This window comes from Kordia sp., assembly GCF_022447245.1.
Lineage (GTDB): Bacteria > Bacteroidota > Bacteroidia > Flavobacteriales > Flavobacteriaceae > Kordia.
In genome coordinates, this window is record NZ_JAKVBC010000003.1 from 16,538 (window position 1) to 29,396 (window position 12,859).

Here is a 12,859-nt window from a genome sequence, read left to right on the forward strand (position 1 = left end):
GAATCACGATTATTCCTATTACCTATTCTATTTTCTTTGATTGTACAGATGTAGTGCATACATCGGAAGATTATGATGGAAAAAAATGTGATATTGTCACTGTAAGAGATAGTTGTTTCTCTGCTTGTGATGATATTTGCAACGATTTTTAGTCTTCTATTAAAGAAACACCGTTTAAATCGGTAGTTAGCACTTCGCTCATATAATTAAAAAATGGGCGAATTGCTTTAAAACAACCATCTATTTGCGTCATAAAGTCAGTTGAAGTCACTTCTTTATCTGTAAGTTTCTTGGTAAAGATAAACTGCTTTTTCTTTATTAAATCAATAGCAGCATGTTCTTTACTGAATCCTTTAGGAGCTGTTTTTACTTCATCACCTACAAATTCTCCCCAAATATCTTTAAAGGCTTTTTTATTGATAATTTTTCGAATTTCAACATCATCCATTTCAAATTCTTTACGAATTCTAAGTAGATCATCTTTCTTTGGTTCCCAAAAACCTGTCGCGATAAACGATTGATTGTTCGGTGCAATATGCAAATAGTAACCACCACGTAATCTTGGCTTTATACGGTGAAAACTTCCACCAAAGTGAGTTTTATAAGGTGTTTTATCTTTTGAAAAACGAACATCACGATAAATACGAAATACTTTTACTTTGTCAATCTGATCATGCTTGTTTAAATGCTCTCCTAATTGATTGTAAAATTGCTTTACTTCTCGTTCAATCTCCTTAAATTCTTTTTTGTTTTCCGTAAACCATTCCCGGTTATTGTTTTCTTGACGGCTGTTTAAAAGTCAAAGGTTTCTCTAGGAATAGTTTCGTTCATCGTCGATTATTTTTTACTAAAATACAAAATATTCAATGGTGTGAAAAATTGTTTTAGTATGCTGTTGACAGGTGTTTAAAAACAGCATACTATATTAAAAAAAGCTACTTAAAATGAACTATTTAAGCAGCTTTCAATTTATTATAATTATACTTATATAATCGTTTTTCTTGTTCTGAAATGATTCAGTGGATCTTCAGAGTAATCTTTTTTCACTTGAATCAAGTCTTCGTAATTGTCTCCAAAATACGTTTCCGTTGGAATAGAAGTATCTTTGAAACTGATAAATGCACCTCCAGAATTTTTAATCTCATAATCACGGCATACTTGCATCCAATCTAGTGCTCTATTGGTTCTGTTATATACTTCATTGTTTTGCTGCTCTTCTTTTTGAAGCAACTCTGTATTCCACCAAGTTTGATATTGAATGGTATAGGCTTTGTCTTTGTAAGGAAAAGCACTTCTTTTTTTAGCTTCTTCAGGCATATTATCGTAGTATTCTCCAACAATTGCTCCCAAAGTAATATAATTAAACAAACCTAGTGAACGATTGTCTGGTAAGATTAATTCTGAAGTTAAAGAGCTAATCAATTGTTTTAATCCTTCATCACCTAAACCACCTTTATTAGCCAAACGAGATGTTATTTTATGTGGTGCTGGTGCATCTAAATCTAGCGGTAATGGTCTTTTGGTTGTTAAGGATTGAAATATTTCTGTCACCATATCCAGATTACTATTTTTAGCCAGATTCTCTCCTATTTTAAAAACTTTATCGTAGGTTGGTTCATTCTTTTTAATCGTAGCTTCGGCATTATTTTTAGCCTTTGCATCTGTATTTGCCAATCTGATTGTTCTTTTAATAGCACTAGCTGATTCTCTATCCCAAGCACTCATCAATCCATCATCTGCGTAGTTTAAACGTTGTCCACCTTTACCAATTAAACGCAATTCATACGGTTTTGCTGCACCCGTAAAACAATGATTTACAAATGCCTTTAAGCTTTCTTCGGTTCCTTGCCAATATCCATACATGATACAGTTGTGAATAGCTATTTCAGCATCGAATTCATAAGGATTCTCTAAATGTTTTCCTAAACCTTTAAGGTTTGTTCCAATCAATTGATCGTTGGTAAAGTCTTCTCCAGAAAATTGATTGTCTTTATTGATAATTACGTTTTCCCATGCTTGTATGATTGCTTTTGTATAACGATTATGGCTATTAATAACAATTTTAGAAGGATCGCATTCGTCATACGGATTCCATTCCAATTCGTATTTGATCAGTTTTTTTGGCAATGGAAAGACTTTTAGTTGTAATTCAGTGACAATTCCATAACTCATTCCTCCGCCACCTTTTAGTGCCCATAACAAATCTTTTTTATCGCTATTTTCTGCCTGTAATTTTACGATGTCTCCATTTCCAAGTACGACCGTTGCTCCAACCAATCCTTCACAATTCATTCCATGTTTGCGTGTCCATGGTCCCCAACCGCCACCAAAGGTAAATCCGGCAACACCAACAGTTGCACAGGTTCCATGTGGAATCATGACCTCATTTACTGCCAATTGTGGCGTTAGGTCTTTAAAGCGGATTCCTGGACCAATACGAGCATACTTCTTATTATGACTAACATATACATGATTGATTCGTGTCATGTCTGACAAAATAACATCTGTTCCCGTACATTCCGCTTCATGATCGTGTGCACCAGATCTTACTTTGATCGGTAAGTTATTAGCAATCGCATCTTTATACACACGTTGTACATCTTCTGTAGATTCACAATAGATAATTGCAAATGGCTTCTTTTGAAATCTACGATTGAATACTTGACTTGCTTTGTTGTATTCTATTTCGTTGACCAAATTTCCTCCAGGAGTTTGAATTTGATCACATTTTAAATAGCCGCGTAATCCATTAAGAAAGTTAAATACGTTCCGCATGTTTACAATAACTTGGTTTTCGCCAATGACCAATTCTGCGGAAGCGTACAAAGGTTTATTTTTCTTAATCGATAAATCGCCTACAAGATCTTTTGTAGATATTGCTGTAATTTCCGTATTGAATCTATCTAGATTTTTCTTGATGGTGATTGTTGTACTTCCGCTACGATTTTCATATCGAATTTTTTTATTAATTACTAAAAATAGTCCACAAGTCAATACAATAGTAACTTCTTCATCTACAGCAATGGCAGTTGGAATATCAGTTGAATATTTTTCAGAATTTACTAAAGTAAGCGTTTCAAATGAGGTATTTCGGATTTTTACAGTTACGGATAATCCTAGATTATCTGGCAAGAATCGATCTAAAGTATCTTCTATGTAGTTTAAAATTTTGATCAATCCATCAGTTACTCATATGTCCTCTTGTTCTCGTATAAGAGCTACTTCGTTTTCTAATAATGCTTTATTCCAAATGGCAACTTGACTTATAATTCCATGGAAGAAGTTTGGTATTACATTGCCGCCCACAGAGAATATGTCTAATTGACTGTTTGAACTTACGCTTTCTTCACTATTTTCAATAATTAGTTTTAAATCATTGATATAGAGATATAAAAAAGTAGTTGTTTTTACAGCTGTTATATGATACCATTCATTGTCTAGGACCGAAACATTTGTAGCCGTTATTGTACGTGTATTTTCATTATTTGTTACAGTGAATACGATGTGTCCTTTTGAATTTACACGCAACGCAAAAGAAGTCTCATTTGTTTGCTTGGATAAAATTTCGCCAACAGTTGTTGTTTGTATCCAACACTGAAGTGTAAAGTTTGAGTTTTGAAAATGATTTTTGCTTAATTCACTATCAGTCAGGTTATTTTTCCCTGAGAATGTAAAAGAGTGACTCATAAAAGATTTGGGTTAATATGGGTTATTTTTATGGTATGAAATTAGTTTGATTTTGTAAGATAATCTACACGTACTATTACGTGATTTTTTAATGATAGGCACAAAAAAAGACTTATGAAGTTTCATAAGTCTTTTTTCAACAACTCTATAAATAATTTAAAAGCGTTAGTTTTTAATAAGTTTTATTGTTTTTGCTCCTTCTAGTTCTAATACATACATTCCTTTACTAAGCGAAGAAACATCAATAGTATCGTTTTTAAGTATGTTTCCTGCTTGAACTTTTACGCCAGCTATACTGTAAATTGTATACGCCGTATTTTTGGCGACTCCTTTGATTGTAAATATATCTTTTACAGGATTTGGATAACTTACCAATGCTTTATTTTTAGTATTTACTCCCAAACCAGTAGTTTTATTTGCAGATATATTCGCTCCACCAAATTCATGGCAGCCGATGTCATAAACTGTTCCTCTAGGTGTATCAAGAATGTCATTTGAAATGTATGCTGAATAATACGCTGTATCATGTGCTCCATTTACGATAGTATTTGGAGAACTAGCTGTGAGTGTATGAATTTCATTTAAAGAATCATACGCAAGTTCAGGATTGACATGGATTAAGGTATTTTCATCAGGTAATGTCCAATTACTAGTAATAATTGTAGTTAAAACATTAGAAGTGTTCTTATAAAACACATTATTCTTGAATGAATTTGTGCTGAATTCGTTTATCTCATCCAATGGATTAGGATTACCTAAATAATCAGCATCCATCCAGACCAATCTTAGACTTGTTCGATTTTGATCTTTAAAAAATATATTATTTTCTATACTATTCATTTTTGCCATCACGAATATTCCGTCACCATCATCTGGATTAATAGACACATCTTTATTAAATTTTATATTAACATCGCAATTGACAATTGTATTGAATATAAATTCAAGATTTTCAACTCTTGTATAATTCCCATCAAGATCACCTCCATTGATATTTAATATCGGAAAAGTTAAGTCTCGAAAATAGTTATTATAAATTTTATGATCAGTTCCTGAGACTGTAATTCCAGATTTTATACCTGTGTTATCGCCCAAAAATTTATTTTTAAAAACAGTAATATTATTTCCACATCTTAAAAACAAACCTCCATTACAATTTATAAAAATGTTCCCTTCATAAGTGTTTCCCGACGACTTATTGGAAATAACTTCATAATATGCTCCATTTTCATCTTGATAATTATAATCGACAAATTCATTGTTTTTTATTAAAATATTTAATGCGTGTGAACCGTCAGTTCCAGCACCACAATTCCCTAATTTTATCATAGAAGATTCTTTGTTTACTTCTTGAAACTTTTTTCCAAAATAGTTTCCGCTTATTTCTCCATCTATAGTGTTGGGAATGAGGCCTGTCGTGGCATCTACAGTGGGAGAATAATTAATCATATTACTTTCAGAAAACTTTCTTACAAAATTATTGTCGAGTATATCAAGAGATGTTTCATTTATAATTTTAATATAATCTTTTTTTGCGCTATTATTTATAACATTGTCTATATCCATAGTCTCATAAAATGTATTATTCTCGATTTTATTATCCTTTCCTTTATTCAATTGTACATATGCCCAATAACTGTATTTATTGGAAAATGAAGAACCTTTTATCTCTAGATTTTCACTGTCATCTGAAAAAATATATCGTTTTGCGTCTTCCCTATATGGAACTCCATCTTGATCTAAACTTAAACCACTAAATAAAAAAGTATCGTTTTCACGAAATATTGAATTTAGAATTTTAAAATTATTAGATTCAGAAAGTAAGACATAATTTCCTCTACTATATTTATTTTGGAAAATACAGCTATCAATGACATGATTAGTTCCTTTTGTTACTTTTAGAAAACTATAATTATCATCAGGTTTATCTGACTCATATTCCATTAACACACTATTCTTAATAGTGATGGCATCACTCAAGGAGCCTAATTCAATTAATCCTACATTGTTTCCTGCTTCTTCAGTTCTTCTAAATACAAATCCGTCAATGGTTACATTTTTTGAATTATTGAATCGCCAAGAGACATCTCCTTTTAGATACACATTTTTAGGATTTGAAGCTTTTATAACACTTTTGCATGGGCCCGCAATATCAATATCACGATTTAGAATTGCAGTAGCAGATGAGTTATACACTTTAGGACCAATTAGTGTAAAATCTGCTAAAATAACGGTTCTTGATTCAGTGGCAGAATTGGCTTCCATAAGATCTATTTGTGCATTCAAATCTTGAATATTTAGTACTGTTTCTGGCGGTATTTCTGTACAAGTTTGTGCGTATGTCATAGCCTGAAATCCTATGAATACCAAAAGACATAGTTGAATTTTTTTCATAAAAAAGGTTTTAATTAAAGTTACTTCAAAGAAACAAAATATATCTTTGGTTGTACTGCTTTAAAGGTTAAGAAATCTGTCTTTGCAGTTTATATTAAATCCTTGAACATCATTTTATTCAAGATTAAACCAGAAGCTGGCGCAATATAATTGACTTCAAGTGTAGAGTTTGGCAGCAGTGATTTTTTAATAAAATCTAAATCCAATTCGCCTTTCCCTAAAAGAATAAGCGTTCCCATCATCATACGAATTTGATGACGTTTGAATCCTGCGCCTTGTACACGCAGCAGATAACTGTTTACAGGAAAAAAGTTTGCCGTAAAAAGTTTATTTTCAACAATTTCACACAATTCAATTTCGCCTTCTAAAACCGTATGTTCCGTTGGTTTGTAACAGTACGTTTTCAAGTAATGCTTTCCTTCAAAGAGTTTTGCTCCTTTTTTCATGAGCTACACATCTAAATCACCTAAAATATTGGTCATATAAGGCGCTGCAAACGGATGGTACTTTTCGCCATAAGCAAACAGATAAATGTATTCCTTTACTTTCGGGTGTTGTATGATGTTGAATTTTTCATTCGTTTGTGTAATTTCTATAGCCCGAATGTCTTGTGGTAAGTTTTTATTGAAAACAGGAAGAAATGCAGGAATGTCTAAGGTTTCATTATCCAAAAACAATTCAATTGCAATTTCATTAGCAGAAACTTTGGCATCTGTACGCCCTGAAGCTAGCAATTTAAAATTCTTATGTCCAAACACATAAGCCAAAGTACGTTCTGTCATACGCTGTACTGTATTCACGTCTGGTTGTTTTTGCCAGCCATGATAGCGAAATCCTAAGTATTGTAGCGTGATTAGATAGTAATGGCGTTTTCTTTTCAATTTGGTGTTTGGTATTTGGTGTTTGGTAGATTGTTTACTTTATCTGTTGAATAGAATCGTAGATAGTTAGATTTATGAACTTTATAACTTCTTTTTTTCAATTTGTCATCTTTTGATTCATAGCTAAAAGTGAGCTATTTATCCTTTTAAGCAGCATTTAATAGAATAAAACCTAAGGCTATCATGATAATAGGAATACTCCATAATTTCCAGACTTCTGTGCCTTTTGTATTTTCCTTGATAGCTTTATTTTTTATTTGTAACATACGTTTTCCATTATAGTACAATGCATTGAATAAATACAATATGATTCCTGCTAAAACTATATAAAAAACTTGCTCGTAGATGCTAGAGTATAATAGGAAACTACTTCTTGTTGCTTTAATTAAAACTATAGCTAAAACAAATAGTATACTGAGCTGAAGTGCTGTAATATACGTAGTTGCCTTTGACATCAATTTTCGTTGTTTAGGCTTCTTAACTCTGGATTTGTAACTTAAGATTGTTTTGTAAAATAGTTGATCAAACATGGTATTTAGCTAAAGACATTGCAATGATAGGATTTTTTTATCAATTCGGCAGTTTGTCTTTTTGTTAATTTGTTTGCTGTGCTTTTGTTTATGTATTTATATGAAATTAAACTTATCAAATACAAAAACTATTTTTCACGACTTTTCAATACATTCACAATATCATTTAGCTTATATCCTTTAGCTTGAAGTAGAATTAGATAGTGAAATAGTAAATCTGCACTTTCATTTAAGAATAAATCTTCGTTATCATCTTTGGCTTCAATTACAACTTCCACCGCTTCTTCTCCAACTTTCTGGGCAATTTTATTGATCCCTTTTCGGAAGAGTGACGCCACATAACTTTTTTCATCTTTTTGATTTTCTTTACGATTTTGAATCGTTTCTTCCAATTGAGTTAAAAAACCATATGTCATTGTGTTTTCTTCATTCCAACATGTATCAGTTCCTGTATGACATGTTGGACCGATAGGGTTTACTTGGATCAGTAAGGTGTCTTTATCACAATCGTTTTTGATACTTATTAATTTTAAAAAGTTTCCACTTGTTTCTCCTTTTGTCCATAGCCGTTGTTTTGTTCTGCTAAAAAAGGTAACGTTTCCTGTAGCAATTGTTTGCGCATAGGCTTCTTCATTCATATATCCTAGCATTAAAACATTTTTGGTTTCATTGTCTTGAATGATTACTGGAACCAATTCGTCGTTATTTTTATTGAAGTTGATATTCATTTTTTGTCAATTCGTTTGTTTGTTAATTCGTTTATTTAGTAAATGAAGGCTTTAATTTAAAGTCTAACATTGATGCCGTTGGCTTTTAAATTTTGTTTGAGTTCAGGAATTCCGATTTCTTTGAAATGAAAAACACTAGCGGCCAAAGCTGCATCTGCTTTTCCTTTGATAAAGGTATCCTTAAAATGTTCCATGTTTCCTGCTCCTCCAGAAGCAATGATTGGAATATTAACAATTTCTGAAAGTTTTGTCAAGGCTTCGTTTGCAAAACCATCTTTGGTACCATCATTATCCATAGATGTAAATAGAATTTCTCCTGCACCACGTTGCTCTACTTCTTTAGCCCAATCAAACAATTTGATTTCTGTAGGTACTTTTCCTCCTACTAAATGTAGATTCCATTTACCTTCAATTTGCTTGGCATCAATGGCAACCACAATACATTGATTTCCAAATTTTGAAGCCAATTCATTAATTAACTCTGGACGTTTTACGGCTGCTGAATTGATAGAAACTTTGTCTGCACCAGCTTGCAGCATACGATCTACATCTTCTGTAGAAGAAATTCCGCCACCAACGGTAAAAGGTATATCAACATGTGCCGCAACATCTAAAACTAGCTTTTGCAATGTTTTGCGTCGTTCTTCCGTAGCTGAAATATCCAGAAAGACCAACTCGTCTGCGCCTTCTTCTGCATATATTTTAGCCAATTCTACAGGATCTCCAGCATCACGAAGGTTTACGAAATTTACGCCTTTTACTGTACGTCCGTTTTTGATATCTAAACAAGGAATGATTCTTTTAGTTAGCATTTTTTTAGTTGTTTTAGTCATTGTGAATGAAATGAAGCAATCTGTGACTTTAAGATTATTTCGTTATACTTCCCCGTAATGACATTTCATAGTTTTATAGTAATACTTCTAATTGTTTGAGTGAGATTTTATTCTCATAAATGGCTTTTCCAATAATAACGCCTTCACAGCCTAACTCTTTTAGTTTAGGCAATTCATCAAATGTAGAAATTCCGCCTGAAGCAATTAGTTTCAAACTGTCATCGCACTCGCTTAAAATCTTTTTATACAAATCAAATGATGGTCCTTCTAACATTCCGTCTTTGGCAATGTCTGTACAAATTACATATTGAATGCCTTTTTGCTGGTATTTTTGAATGAATGGAATTAATTCTTCATTACTTTTTTCTTGCCAACCACTAATCGCAATTTTTTCGTCCATAGCATCCGCTCCAAGAATAATACATTCGCTTCCATATCGTTGAATCCAATTTGTAAATATTTCAGGATTTTTTACAGCAATACTTCCGCCAGTAATTTGTTTTGCACCACTTTCAAAAGCAATGTGTAAATCTTCATCAGATTTTAATCCTCCACCAAAATCAATGTTTAAATTCGTTTTCGAAGCTATTTGCTCTAATACTTTGTAATTAACGATGTGTTTCGCTTTCGCGCCATCTAAGTCTACGACATGCAAGTATTGAATTCCAGCATCTTCAAACTGTTTGGCGACTTCCAAAGGGTTTTCGTTATATATTTTTTTTGTATTGTAATCACCTTTGGACAAGCGGACACATTTTCCTTCGATGATATCTATTGCGGGTATGATTCTCATTTTTTGATAATTGGGTTTTGGGTTTTGGGTTTTAAAAAGTATTTTTTAGTAAAAATTCAACAGTTATAATTTCAAAAAGTTTTCTAGTATTTTACTTCCTGCTTTGCTACTTTTTTCTGGATGAAATTGTACACCGTAAAAGTTATTTTTTTGCAATGCAGAAGCATAGTTAATGTCATATTCACTTTCAGCAATCATTTCATCACACTTTTTAGCATAATAACTGTGTACCAAATACATATATTCGTTTTCACGAACGCCTTCAAACAGTGGACTTTTCAAATTTCGAATAGTATTCCATCCTATTTGCGGGACTTCTACTCTTTCAGAAAAACGAACAACATCTGTATCAAAAATCTCTAAACCTTCTGTATTTCCTTCTTCTGAATTATTACACATCAATTGCATTCCTAAACAAATTCCTAAAACAGGTTGTGTCAACGTTGGAATGACTTTGTCAAGCTTGCTTTCTTTGAGTTTTTTCATGGCACTACTCGCCTCTCCTACACCTGGAAATATTACTTTGTCAGCGGTTTTTATTTCTTGAGCATCGTTACTCAATATGGCTTTTACACCTAATCGTTGCAAAGCAAATTTGATACTTTGGATATTTCCTGCACCGTAATTTATGATGATTGTTTTCACTTTTGTTATGGATTAATTTTTATTAGTTTGATGCGTATATCAGAATACTTCTCGAATTAGCAACTGGTAATCTGAGTCAACTTTTACATTCAACATTTATAATTTCCTAGAGCATTCCTTTGGTAGATGGCAATATCATTTTTTCTACATCACGTTTTACAGCAGCTTTGATCGCTTTTGCAAAGGCTTTAAAGATTGCTTCTATTTTGTGGTGTTCGTTGGTTCCTTCTGCTTTGATGTTTAGATTTGCTTTTGCGCCATCTGTAAACGATTTGAAGAAGTGGAAAAACATTTCTGTTGGCATCTTTCCTATCATTTCACGTTTGAAATCCGCTTCCCAAACCAACCAGTTTCTTCCGCCAAAGTCAATAGAAACCTGCGCTAAGCAATCGTCCATCGGTAAACAGAAACCATAACGCTCAATTCCAAGTTTGTTTCCTAAAGCTTCTGAAAATACTTCTCCTAACGCAATCGCTGTATCTTCAATTGTGTGGTGTTCGTCTACTTCCAAATCACCATCTACTTTAATGTCTAAATCGATTTGACCGTGACGCGCAATTTGATCGAGCATGTGATCAAAAAATGCAATGCCTGTATCTATGTTCGATTTTCCAGTTCCGTCAAGATTCAAGTCAATTTGAATTTTAGTTTCGTTGGTATTTCGGGTTAAAGAAGCTTTGCGTTCTTTTGCTTTTAAGTAGGTATAGATTTCGTCCCAATTATTCGATTCCAACCCTATAAAAACATCTAATTCTGAACGTTTTACTGTAATTTCATCCGTTCCTAAAAATGTTTCGTCATTGATATAAATTCCCTTAGCTCCTAAGTTTTTTGCCAATTCAATATCTGTCAAGCGATCGCCAATGACAAATGAATTTGCCAAATCAAAGTTTTCAGAGAAATATTCTGTTAGCAAACCTGTATTTGGCTTTCGTGTTGGTGCATTGTCTTTGGCAAATGTTCTATCAATGACAATATTATCAAACACAATTCCTTCTCCTTTTAAGGTTTGTAGAATGAAATTGTGCACTGGCCAAAACGTATCTTCTGGATATACTTCCGTTCCCAAACCATCTTGATTGGTAATCATGACCAATTCAAAATCTAGCTCGCTAGCAATTTTTCGCAGCGCAGATAAGGCTTTTGGATAGAATTCCAGTTTTTCAAAGCTATCTATTTGTTCGTCTGCTGGTTCTTTGATGATCGTTCCATCACGATCTATGAATAGTACTCGTTTCATTTCTTTATTATTTTGTTATTCCTGAGTATAGCTGGACTGTGCTCGATATGACATGCAGGAATTTATTTTTATGCTATTTCTTGTAATGCGTTTATTAGTTTTTCATTTTCTGTATCTGTCCCTACGGTAAATCGCAAACAATTTTCACACAGTGGCTGTGTTGTACGATTGCGGATTACAATTCCTTTTTTGATTAGTTGATCGTAGCGAAGATCAGCATTATCCACCTTAGCTAAAATAAAATTCGCATCCGATGAGTATACTTTTTCTATGAAATTGATTTTAGCTAAAGCTTTTTCTAATTCTGCTTTGTTTTGTTGAATTTTATCAATTTCTTTCTGAACTATTTCCTGAGCAGAAATACGTTCTAAAGCTTTAAATTGAGTAAGTAAATTAACATTATAAGGTGGTTTTATACGATTTAAAACATCTACGATAGTGAGCGAAGCATAACAGATTCCTAATCTAATACCAGCCATTCCGTAAGCTTTTGAGAGCGTTTGTGTAATGACAAGATTCGGAAATTCTTCAAGCCTATTCAACCAACTTTTTTGGCTTGAGAAGTCTGTATATGCTTCGTCGATCACTATAATTCCTTTAAATTCTTTGAGTAACTTTTCTACAGCTTCGTTACTAAAACTGTTTCCTGTTGGATTATTGGGAGAGCAGAGAAATAGTATTTTACTATTTTCATCCGCTGCATTCAAAATTTCATCTACATTGGGTTCAAATGCTTCTGTCAATAAAACTTCTTTTACGGCGACATCATTTACACCTGCTAATACGTTGTACATACCGTATGTTGGTGGTAATGTAATGATGTTATCTTCTTTAGGTTCACAAAATGCTCTGAAAATCAAATCGAGGATTTCATCGCTTCCATTTCCTAAAACCATGCTTGCAGGATTGCAGTTTTTTATTGCTGCTAAAGCTGTTTTTACATCTTTTTGTTTTGGATCTGGATAACGATTGACACCATTTTCATACGGGTTTTCGTTGGCATCCAAAAATACCATCTCACTTCCAGAAGCTTTATATTCGTCTCTTGCAGAAGAATATGGTTTGAGTGTTTTTATGTTTTCTCTGATGAGATTTTCTATGTTCATCTTTTTGGGTCTTTGGTATCGG

Annotated in this window: 10 protein-coding genes and 2 pseudogenes; all 12 read right to left on the reverse strand. The window is 32.9% G+C overall.

What is annotated here, in order from left to right:
• Positions 1-148: 148 nt before the first annotated feature.
• Positions 149-733, reverse strand: a pseudogene (locus MK119_RS02725) (DUF2461 domain-containing protein); the annotation flags it as partial.
• A gap of 251 nt (positions 734-984) precedes the next feature.
• A complete protein-coding gene (locus MK119_RS02730) occupies positions 985-3,177 on the reverse strand; it encodes an FAD-dependent oxidoreductase (RefSeq protein WP_290670652.1) in 2,193 nt (730 codons plus the stop codon).
• 12 nt (positions 3,178-3,189) lie between these two features.
• Positions 3,190-3,687, reverse strand: coding sequence for a LamG domain-containing protein (locus tag MK119_RS02735; RefSeq protein ID WP_290670655.1), 498 nt, complete (start codon positions 3,685-3,687; stop codon positions 3,190-3,192).
• A gap of 165 nt (positions 3,688-3,852) precedes the next feature.
• Positions 3,853-6,081: a chondroitinase-B domain-containing protein gene (locus MK119_RS02740; protein ID WP_290670658.1), complete on the reverse strand. Its 2,229-nt coding sequence runs from the start codon at positions 6,079-6,081 to the stop codon at positions 3,853-3,855.
• Positions 6,082-6,170: 89 nt separating this feature from the next.
• Positions 6,171-6,962 (reverse strand): annotated as a pseudogene (locus MK119_RS02745) (tRNA pseudouridine(38-40) synthase TruA).
• A gap of 146 nt (positions 6,963-7,108) precedes the next feature.
• A complete protein-coding gene (locus MK119_RS02750) occupies positions 7,109-7,417 on the reverse strand; it encodes a hypothetical protein (protein WP_290670660.1) in 309 nt (102 codons plus the stop codon).
• Between the two features lie 203 nt (positions 7,418-7,620).
• A complete protein-coding gene (gene hisIE, locus MK119_RS02755; protein WP_290670663.1) occupies positions 7,621-8,220 on the reverse strand; it encodes a bifunctional phosphoribosyl-AMP cyclohydrolase/phosphoribosyl-ATP diphosphatase HisIE in 600 nt (199 codons plus the stop codon).
• A gap of 56 nt (positions 8,221-8,276) precedes the next feature.
• Positions 8,277-9,032, reverse strand: coding sequence for an imidazole glycerol phosphate synthase subunit HisF (hisF, locus tag MK119_RS02760; RefSeq protein WP_290670666.1), 756 nt, complete (start codon positions 9,030-9,032; stop codon positions 8,277-8,279).
• A 94-nt stretch (positions 9,033-9,126) separates the two neighbouring features.
• Positions 9,127-9,846 (reverse strand): 1-(5-phosphoribosyl)-5-[(5-phosphoribosylamino)methylideneamino]imidazole-4-carboxamide isomerase, encoded by a 720-nt coding sequence (gene hisA, locus MK119_RS02765; protein WP_290670668.1) that lies wholly within the window; start codon positions 9,844-9,846, stop codon positions 9,127-9,129.
• A gap of 63 nt (positions 9,847-9,909) precedes the next feature.
• On the reverse strand, positions 9,910-10,491 hold the full coding sequence (hisH, locus tag MK119_RS02770) for an imidazole glycerol phosphate synthase subunit HisH (protein ID WP_290670670.1): 582 nt from the start codon (positions 10,489-10,491) through the stop codon (positions 9,910-9,912).
• Positions 10,492-10,597: 106 nt separating this feature from the next.
• Positions 10,598-11,731: a bifunctional histidinol-phosphatase/imidazoleglycerol-phosphate dehydratase HisB gene (hisB, locus tag MK119_RS02775; protein WP_290670672.1), complete on the reverse strand. Its 1,134-nt coding sequence runs from the start codon at positions 11,729-11,731 to the stop codon at positions 10,598-10,600.
• A gap of 68 nt (positions 11,732-11,799) precedes the next feature.
• Positions 11,800-12,837 carry a histidinol-phosphate transaminase gene (gene hisC, locus MK119_RS02780; protein ID WP_290670674.1) on the reverse strand — a complete coding sequence of 346 codons (1,038 nt, stop codon included), beginning with the start codon at positions 12,835-12,837 and terminating at the stop codon, positions 11,800-11,802.
• Positions 12,838-12,859 lie beyond the last annotated feature (22 nt).

Excerpts from the sequence above, each read along its gene's own strand:
- MK119_RS02735 (WP_290670655.1), bottom strand. The coding sequence starts at position 3,687 with ATGAGTCACTCTTTTACATTCTCAGGGAAAAATAACCTGACTGATAGT.
- MK119_RS02740 (WP_290670658.1), bottom strand. The coding sequence starts at position 6,081 with ATGAAAAAAATTCAACTATGTCTTTTGGTATTCATAGGATTTCAGGCT.
- MK119_RS02750 (WP_290670660.1), bottom strand. The coding sequence starts at position 7,417 with ATGTCAAAGGCAACTACGTATATTACAGCACTTCAGCTCAGTATACTA.
- hisIE (WP_290670663.1), bottom strand. The coding sequence starts at position 8,220 with ATGAATATCAACTTCAATAAAAATAACGACGAATTGGTTCCAGTAATC.
- hisF (WP_290670666.1), bottom strand. The coding sequence starts at position 9,032 with ATGCTAACTAAAAGAATCATTCCTTGTTTAGATATCAAAAACGGACGT.
- hisA (WP_290670668.1), bottom strand. The coding sequence starts at position 9,846 with ATGAGAATCATACCCGCAATAGATATCATCGAAGGAAAATGTGTCCGC.
- hisB (WP_290670672.1), bottom strand. The coding sequence starts at position 11,731 with ATGAAACGAGTACTATTCATAGATCGTGATGGAACGATCATCAAAGAA.
- hisC (WP_290670674.1), bottom strand. The coding sequence starts at position 12,837 with ATGAACATAGAAAATCTCATCAGAGAAAACATAAAAACACTCAAACCA.